15 protein-coding genes and 1 riboswitch are annotated in these 15,103 nt (G+C 49.5%); of the genes, 2 read left to right on the forward strand and 13 right to left on the reverse strand.

Translation table 11 applies throughout. The features are described 5' to 3' along the window. Nucleotides 1-1,164 carry a betaine/proline/choline family ABC transporter ATP-binding protein gene (locus NO352_RS17585; protein ID WP_005548983.1) on the reverse strand — a complete coding sequence of 388 codons (1,164 nt, stop codon included), beginning with the start codon at nt 1,162-1,164 and terminating at the stop codon, nt 1-3. Nucleotides 1,165-1,605: 441 nt separating this feature from the next. Here NO352_RS17585 and NO352_RS17590 point away from each other — a divergent pair, with 441 nt between their 5' ends. Together NO352_RS17590 and NO352_RS17595 are read left to right on the forward strand one after the other, a co-directional pair. Continuing rightward, entirely contained in the window at nt 1,606-1,809 is a 204-nt protein-coding gene (locus NO352_RS17590; RefSeq protein ID WP_197268788.1) for a helix-turn-helix transcriptional regulator, read from the forward strand. Between the two features lie 2 nt (nt 1,810-1,811). Then, nucleotides 1,812-2,120, forward strand: a complete 309-nt coding sequence (locus tag NO352_RS17595; protein ID WP_289356293.1) for a hypothetical protein — start codon at nt 1,812-1,814, stop codon at nt 2,118-2,120. Nucleotides 2,121-2,184: 64 nt separating this feature from the next. Here the strand turns inward: NO352_RS17595 and NO352_RS17600 are convergent, their stop codons facing one another. From NO352_RS17600 to cobD, 12 genes are all read right to left on the reverse strand, one after another. Further along, on the reverse strand, nt 2,185-2,700 hold the full coding sequence (locus tag NO352_RS17600; protein WP_005548988.1) for a DUF2179 domain-containing protein: 516 nt from the start codon (nt 2,698-2,700) through the stop codon (nt 2,185-2,187). A 403-nt stretch (nt 2,701-3,103) separates the two neighbouring features. Next, nucleotides 3,104-4,723, reverse strand: a complete 1,620-nt coding sequence (locus NO352_RS17605; protein WP_289356294.1) for a cobyric acid synthase — start codon at nt 4,721-4,723, stop codon at nt 3,104-3,106. Between the two features lie 7 nt (nt 4,724-4,730). Beyond that, on the reverse strand, nt 4,731-5,564 hold the full coding sequence (gene cobS / locus NO352_RS17610) for an adenosylcobinamide-GDP ribazoletransferase (RefSeq protein WP_289356296.1): 834 nt from the start codon (nt 5,562-5,564) through the stop codon (nt 4,731-4,733). Continuing rightward, nucleotides 5,561-6,130, reverse strand: a complete 570-nt coding sequence (cobU, locus tag NO352_RS17615) for a bifunctional adenosylcobinamide kinase/adenosylcobinamide-phosphate guanylyltransferase (RefSeq protein ID WP_005548992.1) — start codon at nt 6,128-6,130, stop codon at nt 5,561-5,563. The genes cobS and cobU overlap by 4 nt, the downstream gene beginning before the upstream one ends. A gap of 180 nt (nt 6,131-6,310) precedes the next feature. After that, nucleotides 6,311-7,366 (reverse strand): nicotinate-nucleotide--dimethylbenzimidazole phosphoribosyltransferase, encoded by a 1,056-nt coding sequence (cobT, locus tag NO352_RS17620; RefSeq protein WP_268599789.1) that lies wholly within the window; start codon nt 7,364-7,366, stop codon nt 6,311-6,313. A 179-nt stretch (nt 7,367-7,545) separates the two neighbouring features. Next, nucleotides 7,546-8,412, reverse strand: a complete 867-nt coding sequence (locus NO352_RS17625; protein WP_289356298.1) for an ABC transporter ATP-binding protein — start codon at nt 8,410-8,412, stop codon at nt 7,546-7,548. Next, complete coding sequence (locus tag NO352_RS17630) at nt 8,409-9,452, reverse strand: FecCD family ABC transporter permease (protein ID WP_289356299.1); 1,044 nt, start codon at nt 9,450-9,452, stop codon at nt 8,409-8,411. The genes NO352_RS17625 and NO352_RS17630 overlap by 4 nt, the downstream gene beginning before the upstream one ends. A gap of 17 nt (nt 9,453-9,469) precedes the next feature. Then, on the reverse strand, nt 9,470-10,468 hold the full coding sequence (locus tag NO352_RS17635) for an ABC transporter substrate-binding protein (RefSeq protein ID WP_163978207.1): 999 nt from the start codon (nt 10,466-10,468) through the stop codon (nt 9,470-9,472). Nucleotides 10,469-10,904: 436 nt separating this feature from the next. Further along, nucleotides 10,905-11,128: riboswitch (cobalamin riboswitch) on the reverse strand. Nucleotides 11,129-11,321: 193 nt separating this feature from the next. Further along, nucleotides 11,322-12,203: a histidine phosphatase family protein gene (locus NO352_RS17640; RefSeq protein ID WP_268621544.1), complete on the reverse strand. Its 882-nt coding sequence runs from the start codon at nt 12,201-12,203 to the stop codon at nt 11,322-11,324. 31 nt (nt 12,204-12,234) lie between these two features. Next, nucleotides 12,235-13,200: an adenosylcobinamide-phosphate synthase CbiB gene (cbiB, locus tag NO352_RS17645; protein ID WP_005549007.1), complete on the reverse strand. Its 966-nt coding sequence runs from the start codon at nt 13,198-13,200 to the stop codon at nt 12,235-12,237. Between the two features lie 39 nt (nt 13,201-13,239). Further along, the gene (locus tag NO352_RS17650) at nt 13,240-13,959 is read right to left on the reverse strand and encodes an adenosylcobinamide amidohydrolase (protein WP_289356301.1); all 720 of its coding nucleotides are present in this window, start codon (nt 13,957-13,959) and stop codon (nt 13,240-13,242) included. Between the two features lie 27 nt (nt 13,960-13,986). Further along, a complete protein-coding gene (cobD, locus tag NO352_RS17655) occupies nt 13,987-15,081 on the reverse strand; it encodes a threonine-phosphate decarboxylase CobD (RefSeq protein ID WP_005549009.1) in 1,095 nt (364 codons plus the stop codon). Nucleotides 15,082-15,103 lie beyond the last annotated feature (22 nt).

Consider the following 15,103-nt stretch of genomic DNA (forward strand, 5'->3'; position numbering starts at 1 on the left):
TCAGGCCTCCTCCGCATAAGCTTTCGCCAGCTTATCCACGACAGCTGGATATACCTCGGACAAATGCTTGACGACACTTCCCCGCGTAATGAGTCCCACAAATGTCCCCGTATCATCGACCACCGCCAGATTGGTCAAGCGATGATCGTTCATCATATTCAAGGCATCAGGCAGCGGCGTTCCCGGTGGAACGGAATAGCCGATCGGCTTCATAACATCTTTGACGGTTTTGCCTTCCTCACCGTACTGATCGAGCACATTATAGATCGATACAATGCCTTGGAGCTTCTTCGCACGATCCACGATGAACAAGGAGTCAACCTTGCGATGCTCCATCATTTTGATGGCTTCCGCTAAACCGCGATTCGGGAATGCCGTCGCTGGTGTAGACACCATTACCTCATCCACGGTTGGAATATCGATAGGAGACTCGCTCTCCAATCTCTTTTGACCGATGAACGTGCGAACGAAATCATTCGCCGGATGGCGAAGAATCTTTTCTGGAGAACCGGTCTGCACGACCACTCCATCCTTCATCAGCACGATTGTATCTGCAATCTTGATCGCCTCATCCATATCATGGGTAACGAAAATAATCGTCTTATTAAAATCTTGCTGTAATCGAATCAGTTCATCCTGCAATTGTTCACGGCTAATAGGATCAAGTGCACTAAACGGTTCGTCCATTAGAATAATATCTGGATCCGCTGCAAATGCGCGAGCAACACCAATACGCTGCTGCTGTCCGCCACTCAATTCGGCTGGATACCGATTGCGGTAAATTTCCGGATCAAGGTTAACGAGGCGCATTAGCTCATCAATACGGGCGTCAATCTTATCTTTATCCCATTTGTTCAAGCGTGGAACGACAGCAATGTTATTGCCGATCGTCATATGGGGGAATAGCCCGATATTTTGAATAACATAACCAATGTTGCGGCGTAGCTCTACGGGGTTATGCGACGACACGTCTTTGCCGTCAATGAGAATGGTGCCGTTTGAAGGAGTCATCAGACGATTAATCATCTTCATTGTCGTCGACTTTCCGCAGCCGCTTGGTCCAATAAGAACGGTCAGTTCTCCTTTCTTGAACTCAAGGTTGATGTCTTTCAACGCCTGAAAGCCATCCTCATACACCTTGTTCACATGCTGGAATTGAATCATGCATCGCTCACCTCTTTTATAAGATTAGATAATAAATTTATCATCTATGAAAACAACAAAAACAGCTATGTTTATTATTACATACATATTTTTTCGTGTAAAATCTTATATAAAAACCTTTTCTTAAAATATGTGAAAATCATACATATAAGATAGTCTTATATATATTACTTACCCCGCGTCAGAAGTACGGAAACAACGAAAAACCGCCCTTTCAAAAAGGATGGTTTTATTGTCTTCATTTCTACTATGCAATATACCCAATGTACCCCACCATAAAGACAGATTAACTCCACATAACCAAGCATTATTTAATGAACAATATTCCCCATAATGAAATAAAGGCTGCAATCTAAAAAAATGGTTATGCCGTCTCCAATTGTAAAAAATACTTTACGAATTGTAAGAAATAATTTACACTCATAATTAGAGGTGGTGCTATTGTTACAAAACAAGTTAGTTGTTTACCGAGCAGAAAAGGGATGGACACAAGAAGAGCTTGCAAAGCGGGTTGGCGTTAGCCGTCAAACCATTGCAACCCTTGAAAAAAACAAATATAATCCTTCTCTTATTCTTGCCTTCAAAATTGCAAATGCTTTTGACAGGACATTAACCGAAGTCTTTGATTATAAGGAGCGGGTGTAAAAATGTTATTGTTGAAGATTGTATTCATTGTTGTGATATTTCTTAGCCAGATGTATATATTGAAATTCAAATCAAGTGAGGAAGCAAAGGATGAAAGAGGTAGGGAAATTACGCATAAAACAAATAGTATGCTGTTTAATATGTTGTATGCAGGTGTTATTCTATTGATTGCACTCCATTTGCTTGAAGTTGTTTCAATCAAATATTTACCTGATATTCTGTTATATTTCACACTATTGTTGAGCGTTTTTGGGAGCGTCTTTCTTTATATCAATAAGAACAAGGAAAATTATGAAGTGAACCGTAATTGACCTCTTCATTGAGGTTCTTTTCATGCATAATTTTACGAAAAATGAAAAAAAGGCGCGCAGCGCCTTAGCGCCGCGTCACCTTGGTCCAGAAGCCGCCATGCAACTGTGACGGTTCAGAGGTAATAATAAATGCCTTAGGCTCAATATCCAATATCGAGCCTTGCAGCTTGGTTCGATTTTTACGCCGCGACAGCACCTCGAGCATCAAGCGATCTCCATCCCGGCCGCTGCCGATCCATGTTGTAACCCCATAGCCGTGGTCGCGCAAATAATTTGGCAGCTCACTCTCCGGATTATTAACGATAACTTTCAGTACGACATATCCCAGTGCTATCTTATCCTCGATCCAGGATCCCACAAGTACACCTATTCCGTAACCGGCCGCATATACAATAAGGCTAATCGGCTCGTTCAAATATTTAAGCACCATGTTCAAGCCAAGCACGTAAATGATAATTTCTACTGTACTGATCATAGCAGCTAAATAGCGCTGCCCCTTCAACGTCAAAATCATCCGCAGCGTAAAAAAGGAGACATATACGATTTGGATCGTGAAAATAGCAATCAGTATCGTAAGCATACACGCAAATCCTCTCTCGCCTGCTAAGCAGCTATACAGCAGCATTGCTGATGATTGTGGGCATCAGGTATCCAACCGCAATCAGCACCTGTAACAGCATCTGTACAGCACTTATAAAAGCGCATCGTAATAAATTCATTACCCGATTATGGAATCCACGAAACGTCCTTCTCCTTTGCAGTACAGCGCAAGGAGGATTGATCCTTCACCTGAATCAACCGTAAATTCGACCTTAAGGCAAAAAAAGAAGGACTCCGGCCCATGTCCGAACTCCCTTGATTGTAATGTCTATAGTACGCCGAGGCAAGAGCAGAAGGCGATAGGGAAATCATTTCAAATTCAAGCCGTTCCCCTTGCGCCTGCATCCTTGATTTTTTTTCGCATCCGTTCCTGTTCCAGCCTGCTAATGATCAGATCTGTGGTGATCCAGTTGAAGTATTTGATAAAGCGCGTCCATATTCAAGCTGCTCCGCACCAGGTCAGCCAGCCGATCGAATGCCTCTTCACGCTTGGCATTATAGTTCAGTGCCGTCGGTAGATGCTCCATCCCTTTGACCTGACGAAGACGGTTCAACCAGCCTCTGCGAAACTCATCATTATGGAAGACGCCATGCAAATAAGTGCCTAGTACCTGTCCTGAAGCTGTCACACAACCATCTGTTCCGCGATCGCCTTCTAACAAAAACAGCGGCTCAGCTCCCATATCAGCAGATACCTGTGCCATGAATGTGGAGCGTCCCATATGAATCTCATACCCCTCAACCGGGTGCTTGTATAGTGGGGTTCCTTCTAATTGTGAAGCACAAACCGTACCGGATACCCGTTCCGTGCGCTTATCGGCTGCAAATTCGGTAGCAAGCGGCAGCAGTCCCAATCCGTCCATTACGGAACCCGCCTCAGCTTCTGCCCCTGCCGGATCGGACAAGCTGTGCCCAAGCATTTGGTATCCGCCGCAGATGCCGACAACGGCAATCTTGCTGGTTGAAACGAAAGCCTGGATAGACTCCGCTAAGCCTGTACAGCGCAGCCATTTGAGGTCAGTCATCGTGCTTTTCGTGCCAGGAATGACAATTGCATCAGGGGCACCCAGTTCCTCCGGCTTTCGTACATAGCGAACGCGTACATCCGGTTCCGCAACAAGCGGATCGATATCTGTAAAGTTAGAGATGTGAGGCAGTGCTATCACCGCGATGTCGAGATCATTGTCCGGCTCTATCTTGCCCTTCCACTGCTCCAGCGCAACCGAGTCTTCAGCCTCAATGTCGAGATCGTTGGCATATGGAAGCACACCAAGCACCGGTTTTCCTGTCCGTTCCTCCAGCCAATCCAGTCCTGGCTGCAGAAGCGTGACATCTCCGCGAAATTTATTAATAATAAAGCCGCGAACGCGTTCTCGTTCGTGCGGCTCGAGCAGCTCAAGCGTGCCGACAATAGATGCGAAGACACCGCCGCGATCGATATCCGCTACAAGAATAACAGGCGCATCTGCCCACCCTGCCATGTTCATATTCACAATATCGTTCTGCTTGAGGTTAATCTCGGCAGGACTCCCTGCTCCCTCCATCACGACAATATCGTATTCAGACCGAAGCCGATTGACCGCCTCAACAACGATGCGCTTCGCCTCCGGCAGGAAGACTGTGCGATAATCGCGAGCGCTCAAGTTCTGATACGGCTTGCCATGTACGACAACCTGCGCGCTCATCTCCTTCATAGGCTTTAGCAGCACCGGGTTCATATCAGTCGTAGCCATGACGCCGCACGCCTCGGCCTGTACGCCTTGGGCGCGTCCAATTTCCTTGCCGTCTGGCGTAACATAAGAATTCAGCGCCATATTTTGCGATTTGAACGGTGCCACCTTGTAGCCATCCTGCTTGAGGATACGGCACAGCGCTGTGGTCACTACACTTTTGCCAACATCAGAGGCCGTTCCTTGCAGCATAATTGTCCGACCGCGAACGAACTCCTGATCCGACGTTCCAACGCCCTGAGCCGGCATCGTTTTCTTCAACTGTTCATCCATCCCTTGTTCATCCTTTCATCCCGCACAAGACCACGAGCAGCAGCAGGAACACCATTTCCGTACATTCATTCAATGCGCCATAGGTATCGCCTGTCAGACCGCCCAGCTTCTTTGACAAATAGCGTGATATGCCCCATGCAGAGACGATTCCAAGCAGCGGCGAAGCGATAAGCAGCCACCAAGGCCATCCCGGAATAATTCCTGCCGGCACTGTCATCAGAGGGCTAACCTGAATCGGAAGCATCATGAAAGCCACAGCCGCAGCGGTCAACACCCATGCACATCCATAGGAAGCACTCACGTGCTTCTGGGTGAGCCCTTGGAAATAACTGCCGAGCCCGGATTCAGCCCGTGCATACGGTTCATTCGTCATCGCCCATACCATTGCTGCACGAGACCAAATAAAGGGAATGACAATCCATATATGCCATACATTTGCATCAAATAGAATCATGAGCAGTGACCATTTCAGCAGCAGCATCAAGACACAAGCGATAACACCCATCGCTCCGACCCGACTGTCCTTCATAATTTCAAGCATGCGCTCGCGGGAGCGGCTGCTGAATATGCCGTCTGCTGTATCCATCAGTCCGTCCATATGCAGTCCGCCCGTTACTACCAGCATCAGCGCCAATGTCATCGCTGCAGCCGGCCCTGTCGGCAGCAGCAGGGACAGCCCCGCCCCTGCGCCCCATATGATCAGTCCAACAACGCCGCCTGCAATGGGGAAGAACAAGGTGCTGCGCTTCAGCACCTCGTTCGTAAAGGGCACTTCCTTCGGAATCGGAATACGAGTAAGGAATTGCATGGCCGCTATTAACGCATGTGCATACTGCTTCATAGCTCTACCATCCTGCTCTTAAGCTCGATCGGAATCCCCGCAGTTACCAAATATACTTCATCGGCAAGTGCAGCCATACGCTGATTGAGCCGCCCTGCTGCATCGCGGAATATACGCCCGAGCTTGTAGGCAGGAACGACGCCGCTGCCGACCTCGTTCGTGACCATGACGACGATACCCTCTCGTCCTTGAATCGTATGAAGCACCTGCTGCATACTGCGAATACAGCTTTCCAACTGCTCCTCCATATGTGCCTCATCTTCCTGCTCGGCTCGCAAAAGCTCATTGGACAACCAGATCGTCAAGCAATCGACAAGCACAGCCGGCTGCTCTGCTTGGCTTAGCCATGTCGGCAAATCAAGCGGCTGATTGACAGTGGCCCATTCATAGTCAGATGCTTCACGGCTCGCCCGGTGCAGCCGAATACGCTCCATCATTTCTTCATCATGAGCTTCAGCAGTAGCAGCATAGATACCGCCGTTCGGGGACAGCCTCATGAATAATTGCTCAGCGAACGTACTCTTGCCACTGCGTGCCCCGCCTGTTACGAGTACAATTTTCCCCATTCTCACTCATCCTTGCTTTCTAATACTTGGTATATCAGGTCAGATCATCACGTAAACTGCCCGCTGTATACCTGCTAACGGCCATTTCTTACTATCTGTTAATTCTGTATTTCTATTAGTGACTATATCAGCGATACCTATCAATCACTTGTATTAGCGACTCCGTCATTTCTACAGCGGTCATTCCTTATTCGTTACACCCGCCTCTGCAAATGTAGCCATTTCCCGCATAATCCGCATGGCAGCGTCAATCAGTTGGAACATAAGCACTCCGCCGGTTCCTTCCCCGAGTCGCATCTGTACATGCAAGCAAGGGTTCAACTTCAGCTCAGACAAAAGGGCTCTATGTCCCCGCTCCTCTGACAAATGTGAACCAATGAGATAAGGCTGTACTGCCGGAGCCAACCGAACTGCCGCCAGCGCGGCTGCACTGGAAATAAATCCATCCACGACAACCGGAACCCGGTTGGCCGCAGCTGCAAGAATAACCCCCGTCAGACCGGCAATTTCCAAGCCGCCTACCTTCGCAATCACATCAAGAGCATCCTCTTGGTTCGGTTTATTTATCTCAAGCGCTTGCCGTACTACATTGCATTTATGTTTCCACTGTTCATCACCGATGCCAGTTCCGTGCCCTACTGCATCTTCAGGCTGCATGCCGGTGAAGGCGCACAGCATCGCCGCACTCGCCGTTGTATTCCCAATTCCCATTTCTCCCGTCGAGAATAAACGGTATCCATCGCGGACGTACTGTTCTACAATATCAACACCTACTAGAATCGCAGATAATGCTTCTTCGCGTGACATCGCTGGGCCCTTTGCCATGTTCGCTGTTCCTTTCCGCACCTTGCGCGATACCAGCTTTGGATCACTCAAGTCGGCATTCACACCGATATCGACACAGATCACATCGGCTCCTGCTTCGCGAGACAGGACATTGACTGCAGCCCCTCCACGCAGAAAATTGAACACCATTTGCGGCGTCACTTCAGATGGAAATGCACTTACGCCTTCGTCGCACACCCCATGATCGCCAGCCATGACAATAACTGCCTTCTTCTCGAATTGCGGCTTAACCTCTCCTGTAATGCCCGCAGCCTGCACAGCTATGTGTTCCAGCACGCCCAAGCTTCCCGGCGGCTTTGTCAATTGATTTTGATGCTGGATGGCAGATTGAATTGCCTCCTCGTCCAGCGGTTTAATTTGTGCGATCAGTTGCTTCAATCGTTCATTCATGCTGCTCATCTCCGTTGTCAGATTCAATGCCATACTGTCAGCGCTTTCCGCTGCTCTTGCTTATCTCCAAAAACATCAGCTCAACATGCCTTGCTTACGTTAAATCGTTACCTATTTCAAATTGTAAAGCTAGTAATTGCGTTATTGCAAAATCATAATAAGTTGTGCTGTCCCATCTATCATCCATGACTTGGGCGAATTAACACCTGCGGACGTCCTGTATCAGGATGCGGCACGATCGTCGTGTCGGTGGCAAAGATCCGCGACAGCAGCTCCGGATTCATCAATTCATCGGGCGTGCCTTGGGCAGCAATCCCTCCGTCATGGATTACAACAAGCCGATCACAGTATAAAGAAGCCAAATTCAAGTCATGGAGCACAGATACGATTGTCAAGCCGCAATCCTTCTGCCAATCCCGAACAATATCCATAAATTGCACCTGATAATGGATATCCAGATAGGTTGTCGGCTCATCCAAAAGCACGATGCTGGGCGATTGCACCATCAGCTTGGCCAAAGCCGTGCGCTGACGCTGACCGCCGCTAATCCGATCGAGCGGATAATCGGCCAGCTCTGTCAGTTGCAGCCGCTCCATAATTCGGTCTACGAGCGCTCCGCTGTCCTCGGACTCTGATCCGAGCCAGGACTGAAAAGGGAAGCGTCCCATTTCAACCACCTCACGGACGGTAAAGCCAAGTGGCGGCAGAGCTTCCTGCTGCAATACAGCCATCAGTTGGGACAATGCTCTTCGTTTGTAGGAAGCCAGCGCCTGTCCAATCACCTGGATCGAGCCTGACGTCGGACGATCGGCTCCAGACAATAAGGATAGGAGCGTGGATTTGCCGCTGCCGTTCGGACCGATAATGCCGACCCATTCACCAGCTTGCACACGAAGCTCTACATCATGAAGAACATGCTTCTCGCCATAGTGCTTGCTCAATCCTTGAACTTCAATGATCGTATCTTTAACCAGTTCGTTAGCGGGATTGCTGCTCTCTGCCAACCCCAAATCCCTTAGCGGCAAATGTTTTCCTCTTTGTGTCATGACCATTTCCCCCGTTTCGCTCGCTTATTGCGCATAAGCAAGTAGGCGAAGAATGGCGCACCCAGGAACGCCGTTACAACCCCCAGCGGAATTTCCGTCGGCGCAAAAGCCGTGCGGGCAATTGTATCCGCCCACATGACATAAATGGCTCCCCCAATTGCTGAGAGCGGTATCAAATATCGATAGTCTGGGCCAACAATCAAGCGCAGCAGATGCGGCACGACTAGGCCGACAAATCCAATGACGCCAGAGACGGACACGGCCGCTGCTGTAATCATTGTCGCCGTCAGCAGCACTACCCATTTCGTTCGTTCCACATGAAGTCCGAGATGGGAGGCTTGCCGCTCGCCTAGTGCAAGCAAATTCAATGGTCTTGCGTATGCAATAAGAATTACGATGCCGACTGCCAAATAGGGAGCAAGGACAAGCGTATAGGACCAGCCGCGCATCGCCAAGCTTCCCATTACCCAAAATAAAATTTCATTGATCGTCTGATTCGTCATTGCCACAAGAAACGATACAATTGAGCCAAGAAAGGCTTGCATCACTACCCCGGATAAAATAAGCGTCTCGATCGGAATCTTGCCCTGCTCACTGGCAAGCTTGATGACCACCATCAAGGTTGCCACCCCTGTTGCGAATGCGACGACAGGTATAGTCCATTCGCCGAACAGTGCATATTGCAGGCCAAAGTAAATAAGCAAAGCGGCTCCCACAGAAGCGCCAGAAGATACCCCTAATGTATACGGGTCTGCCAGTGGATTGCGCAATACCCCTTGAAATGCAGTTCCCGCTACACCGAGTGCCGCTCCGACGAGCAGAGCCAGCAGAACACGAGGGAAGCGTACCTTCATCATAATTTGCGCAGAGGCATCATCCCATGTAACCGGAATTACTTGATCCATGCCCGGAATATGATGGAGCAGAATTTGTGCAATTTCTCCCATTGGCATTCGTACTGACCCTACAGCCAAACATCCCACAACGGACAAAAGGAGAAGCGCAATACCCGCTCCTCCATACCCAACCATTTTATTCATCGTTCTCTCCACGACGATTATTTCACCAAGTCCGGATGAATCGCCTTCGCAACAGCCTTCAATCCGTCAGCAACACGTGGTCCCGGACGGCTGATCAGGTTCTGATCCACACCAATTACTTGATTGTTCTTAATTGCATTGATATTGTTCCAACCGCTGCGTCCACGAATAATTTCTTCCAAGGACTTGTTCGTCTCGGAATCCACTACACCTTGTGTGAACATGATTACATCCGGATTGGATTTAATAATATTTTCTTCGTTAATTTGAATCCAGCCAGCTGAATCAGCCGCAACGTTTGTGCCGCCCGCCATTTCAATCAGCTCGTTCATGAACTCGCCGCTGCCTACTGTCCAGCCTGGGGAGAATTCAATGTAGACCTTCTTCTTCTCCGCGCTTTGGACCGCATTCTTTACGTCATCACGCACTTGCTTCATGTTGTCAACGACTGTCTTCGCTTCCGCTTGATGGTCTGTAATTTGACCATACAATTCGATATTGGTAATCACATCATCGTACGTTTTTGGCTCGACCTTGAATATTTTAATTCCAAGCTCGCGGAACTTTTTCACAACTGGCTCCTTCATGGAGATGCCTGTGAACACGATGTCCGGCTTGGCTTTAATAATTGCCTCTTCATTCGGCTTCGTAATGCCGCCCATTTTCTCTTTGGACTTCGCTGCTTCCGGATAATCATCAAAATCAGAAACACCAACGATTTGAGCATCCAATCCAAGTGCGAACAAGGACTCTGTCTCTGCTGGAGATACAGACACTATACGTTCAGGCGCTTTTTCGAAGGTAAATTCTTCGCCTGTTGCATCTTTAACAGTCAGTGGATATTTCGTTTTCAGATCATCCTGCTTCGGTTGTTCAGAGGCAGTGTTGTTGGTCTCTTGCTGAGCAGCCGTATTTTCAGCGGGTTTAGCCGCATCCTTGTTGCCGCAAGCCGCAAGTCCTACTGTCAGCATAAGCGCCAGCAGCGCCGCAACCGATTTGTTCAACCATTTGTTCATGTTTTATCTCTCCCTCGCGTCATTCTTTCCTCGTCTTACCTCTGTACCAAATGTGCAAGCGTAAAGCGGTTCCATTCGCCACCATGCGTAACGAAATTGCGTGACAAGTTGCAATTGCCTAAAGTTATACTCCCCTGCGGGTATCGGTTGTCAATGAGCACTTGCATATACCTAAGCTGTACCTCTTCATGTGACTGAATTCGTGATATACATTCGTGCTGTGCATTTACATCAAATTGCATTGCTGTCGTGTATAAGCGCTTATGGTTATGAAATGCTTGCTTATACAGCAAAAAACCCCCGATCCTTCGATCCAGGGGAACACATTGTCATCTATCGCAATATCCAGCAGACACCTAGATACAGGGGCCAGCAGCTAAGCTGCCATGTTGCCTGATGCATTACGCCAATGACGTGCTCCTCTCCGCGAAGGATACAACTCGTCTATCTTCAGGCAGGTTTCCTGACTTAGGAGAATACGTTGAGCTCGCCTTCCCATCCTTATCAGCGGATACCATACCTGCTGATCAATTAGACAGTGGCCTAATGAGCACAACACTCCATTCACAGTGGCGGGACCGCGCCGGGTTCACACCGGCTTCCCTTTTAACCCTGGGTACAAATATCACACATCCCGGCATTTCAACCCATACAGCCCCATTGCTGTACAATAACATTCATGGATCAATCCCGTTATGATTCCCCAAGGACCTGAAGTATCGCGAATATTCAACATCGAATAATTTCGTTATCTAAGTCCTAAACTCGATATTAGATTATAGGGGAAAAGCCCACCACTTGCAATAGAATACATCATTGCTGCGATGATATTAGCCTGTTAGCGCATGCTTCCTCATTTGCTTGGCAGACGTTCCGCTCGCAAGAACTTCCATTTGCGCGCACATTGCTTCGCTGTAATCATGATCCCGCCGCCGATTGGCGCTGCCGCTTCCCAAAATGATTTTCGTGGAAAAGCCAGCGTATATAATCGACGTACGACGCCTCCGTGTGTAACAATGACAACATCCGGCCGCGGGGCAAGTCCGCTGCCATATGTTTGCCGCATCCGGCTCGGCTTGCACCGCATCACCCGCCCACGGGGAAGCGGGGAAGAATGATGCGGCCGACGACGGGCAGCGCATTCCTGACGCTCCGCGTGTATGCCGCAGCTGCTGCCGAAGGATTCGCGCGCGTTCCGCAGCACTTCCCACCATACATGCGCGGTGCGCGTGCAGAAGGACTGCCATGGCTCCCCGCGCGGCGGCTGGACGGCTGAAGAATCGTCCAGCCATCTGCGATACTGAGGATCCTCCTTCAAATCATTGTAGGTCAAGCCTTCCCACATGCCGAAGTCATACTCTCGCAATCTTGTATCCTCTACAGCTTGCCTGCTGTCGCGCGGACGCAAATAAGCAAGCGTATCGCGGCAGCGCCGCATATCGCTCGTATATAGAAGCGGTGACGGATGTGCCACTGCGCGGCGAAGCCCTCTCAGTTCTTCAGTGGAATCCGGCAGCAGCGGCACATCTGAATAGCTAATGTAGCGCCGCTCTGTATTCTCTTTCGTCAAGCCGTGGCGTACAAGCGCGAAGCGTACAATCTTGCTGTTCGTTTGACTCTTTTTTCGTAATATATGCCTTGTCATATTGACTCGTTTCCTATTGGTTTTCAATGCTCCTAAACGACGCTTGTTCCGATGAATAGGGGGAGCATTCCATTTAGTTGTCCGTCTCATTCCATTTCGTACTCCTTCATTCATCAATCGTCTACAGAAGCCATCCTCCGCATATATAGAGGAGCAGACTTGCAACAATCACAAAGCATGTGGAGCTGCTTAGTAGCAGCCTGCATACCGCAGGTATATGCTCTGCCTGCAAGGGCTGCTGTGTATCCCCCATATATGCGCGGAATGAACGTATTCCTTTATACACATTATATCCACCAAGCCGGATGCCAAGTGCTCCCGCCGCGGATGCTTCCGCCCAGCCACTGTTCGGGCTCGGATGCTTTCTCGCATCTCGCAGCGCCGTTGAGCAAGCTCTGCGAGCATCATAGCGATGCAGCAAGGCACTTACCGTGACAAAGACTGCTGTCATTCTCGCCGGTATCCAGTTGGCAATATCGTCAAGGCGAGCAGACGCCCAGCCTAAATTCCCATACTTCTCATTCTTATAGCCGACCATGGAATCGAGCGTATTAACCGCACGATACGCCATTGCCAGCGGTGCGCCTCCGATAAGCGCGAAGAACAACGGCGATATCACCGCATCCACAATATTCTCCGCTACGGTCTCCACGGTGGCGCGTACGACCTCCGGTTCATCCAATTGCTCTGTATCGCGGCCGACAATCATGCCGACTTCTCGACGAGCACTCTCTAAATCCTGCTCTTTCAGCCTCCGATACACAGCCATCCCTGCATCCTTCAGTCCTTTTGCCGCAATTGTTGTTCCAATCAACAATGCTTCGGCTGCCCATCCGATATAATCATGAACATGGTACATCCCTTTTAGAACAAGCCAGGTCACTCCATACGTGCCGCCAACTACAACAAACGGCAGCAAAATTCCAAGCGGCTTGAGCGCTCTCTCAGAAGGGCTGATCCGGCGTATGAATCGCTCTACGGCTCTAATCCCTTTCCCTATACCAATGACCGGGTGTGGAATCGCCTGCGGGTCGCCAACAATCCGATCCCATATGTATGCTGCTATTATGATAAGCGCTGCTGTCATGTTTCTCCCACCCTAGTAGGTTGTTCCGCTCGTTAGCGGTTACGCTTCATGCTGAGTCTTCACGGATTCATATACAGTGTTATAAACGAGCTGCCCAACTGCATGTCCCAATGTTGTCGCTGTTCCCGCATAATTGTGCACGGGTTCATACCGACCGCTGTCTATTACTGCAAGTGCAATCGCATCCGTAGTCGTTCCTGTGGCAACGCGTCCCGTTTCAGCGTCTATGATGCCAAGATCAGACAGCGCTGCACATTTGGCCTCTGTAGCCGTCATGAATAGATTCAATATCGCCGCATTGGACAGCTTCCCATCCAATACAAGAATTGAATTGATCGTGCCTGGCTTCAACGATTCATAGGCTGAAAATACACGCCGCGGCATGCCTGAACGTGTCGCATTGGATGTCCCCGCCGTTGTGATGCACAGCAGCGAGCATTCATCCGCTTCCTGCTCGACAACAGAGGCATGACTAACTTTTGCAGCCGTCAAGAGCCCCACCGTCTGTTCCGGTACATAGCCACTTTCCATACACGAAAGCCGCAGATATTCTGCTGGATCAGTGCAGTCGAATTGATAATGAACCATTTGGTTCAAAATGCGATTCCCCATCCATTGCCCGCCATGGTATACAGCACTGCTCCATATTGGTGCAGTTTGCGGCAGCTCAACAGCGACTTGAGCATCCTCCCAGTGAATATGTACTCCTGCGATATACTGAGATAGATAGGAGCGTTTCCCCTCTCGATATGGCTGCATCCCGCTTCCCCTCAATTCTGTGTTTGTTTACTGTAACACAGCTGCAAGTGCTGACGCTACAATTCCGTTCGCTCGTCGATCCTTGACTGCGATTCGGAAGTCTCTCTCCGTGAGCCCAGCATACATATCACAATTGCGTATCAGAATACCTGCGCGGCATAATTCTGCCTGAAGCAACTTCGCCGTCCACCCCTCCGGAGCTCGGCACAATAAAAAATTCGCCACGCTTGGCCACGTCCGTATCCCTAGTGCATGCAGTTGCTTGCGCAAAACAGCTCGCTCTTCAGCAATGAGCGCCCGCGTCGCATTCGCATATGGTTCCGCTTGCTCGTCCGACAATAAGGCTTCGCCAGCCGCGAGAGCCAAGCCATTGACACTCCATGCCACTTGCATGCGCAGCATCGCCTCAATATGCTGCGGCTGGGCAATCGCATATCCAAGGCGCAGTCCGGGAATGGCGTAAAACTTCGTTAATGAACGAACAACAATAAGATTTGGGCAGCGATATACGATTGGAACAAGAGACATTTCTTCTTCATTCGCAAAGTCAATAAAGGCTTCATCGATAACAAGAATCGTTGAAGCCGCCTCTGCTAACACTGCAAGTCTTTCCAGCAATGCGCGCTCGTACAAGGCACCATTCGGATTGTTTGGATGTCCAATAAACACCACATCAGTTTTCGAAATAAGCTCAGACAGTTGTGCTTCAGTCGCGCAGAAGTCGTTATCTTCGCTGCCCACTACATGGATTACTTCAGACCCGAACTTGCGTGACAGCGTCTCATATTCAGAGAAGCAAGGCGCAATGACGCCAACCCGTTGGGGACGAATTGCCAACAGCAGCAGGGCCATGCACTCTGCAGCTCCGTTTCCGATGCTAATATAATCCTCGCCTACTCCCAGTTTCGCAGCTAATGCTTTCTTCATCTTCCGGTGCCCAGGATCCGGATAATGAACAATAGAAGCCATCATCTCATTCCTGAGGCGCTCCATAACGGCCGTCGGCGGCCCAAGCGGGTTAATATTGGCACTGAAATCCAGCAGCGCTTTACTGTCTACTCCAAATGCATCCGCGGCTGTCCATACATCCCCGCCATGTCCGAATCGTTCAACTGTGCTCATTGCTGTCTTCCTCCCAAGGATG

Source organism: Paenibacillus sp. S-12 (genome assembly GCF_030363895.1).
GTDB lineage: Bacteria > Bacillota > Bacilli > Paenibacillales > Paenibacillaceae > Paenibacillus_B > Paenibacillus_B alvei.

What these genes read in the sequence shown, in the direction of transcription:
- NO352_RS17585 (WP_005548983.1), bottom strand. Translation starts at nt 1,164, where the DNA reads ATGATTCAATTCCAGCATGTGAACAAGGTGTATGAGGATGGCTTTCAG.
- NO352_RS17595 (WP_289356293.1), top strand. Translation starts at nt 1,812, where the DNA reads ATGTTATTGTTGAAGATTGTATTCATTGTTGTGATATTTCTTAGCCAG.
- NO352_RS17600 (WP_005548988.1), bottom strand. Translation starts at nt 2,700, where the DNA reads ATGCTTACGATACTGATTGCTATTTTCACGATCCAAATCGTATATGTC.
- NO352_RS17605 (WP_289356294.1), bottom strand. Translation starts at nt 4,723, where the DNA reads ATGGATGAACAGTTGAAGAAAACGATGCCGGCTCAGGGCGTTGGAACG.
- cobS (WP_289356296.1), bottom strand. Translation starts at nt 5,564, where the DNA reads ATGAAGCAGTATGCACATGCGTTAATAGCGGCCATGCAATTCCTTACT.
- cobU (WP_005548992.1), bottom strand. Translation starts at nt 6,130, where the DNA reads ATGGGGAAAATTGTACTCGTAACAGGCGGGGCACGCAGTGGCAAGAGT.
- cobT (WP_268599789.1), bottom strand. Translation starts at nt 7,366, where the DNA reads ATGAATGAACGATTGAAGCAACTGATCGCACAAATTAAACCGCTGGAC.
- NO352_RS17625 (WP_289356298.1), bottom strand. Translation starts at nt 8,412, where the DNA reads ATGACACAAAGAGGAAAACATTTGCCGCTAAGGGATTTGGGGTTGGCA.
- NO352_RS17630 (WP_289356299.1), bottom strand. Translation starts at nt 9,452, where the DNA reads ATGAATAAAATGGTTGGGTATGGAGGAGCGGGTATTGCGCTTCTCCTT.
- NO352_RS17635 (WP_163978207.1), bottom strand. Translation starts at nt 10,468, where the DNA reads ATGAACAAATGGTTGAACAAATCGGTTGCGGCGCTGCTGGCGCTTATG.
- NO352_RS17640 (WP_268621544.1), bottom strand. Translation starts at nt 12,203, where the DNA reads ATGAGACGGACAACTAAATGGAATGCTCCCCCTATTCATCGGAACAAG.
- cbiB (WP_005549007.1), bottom strand. Translation starts at nt 13,200, where the DNA reads ATGACAGCAGCGCTTATCATAATAGCAGCATACATATGGGATCGGATT.
- NO352_RS17650 (WP_289356301.1), bottom strand. Translation starts at nt 13,959, where the DNA reads ATGCAGCCATATCGAGAGGGGAAACGCTCCTATCTATCTCAGTATATC.
- cobD (WP_005549009.1), bottom strand. Translation starts at nt 15,081, where the DNA reads ATGAGCACAGTTGAACGATTCGGACATGGCGGGGATGTATGGACAGCC.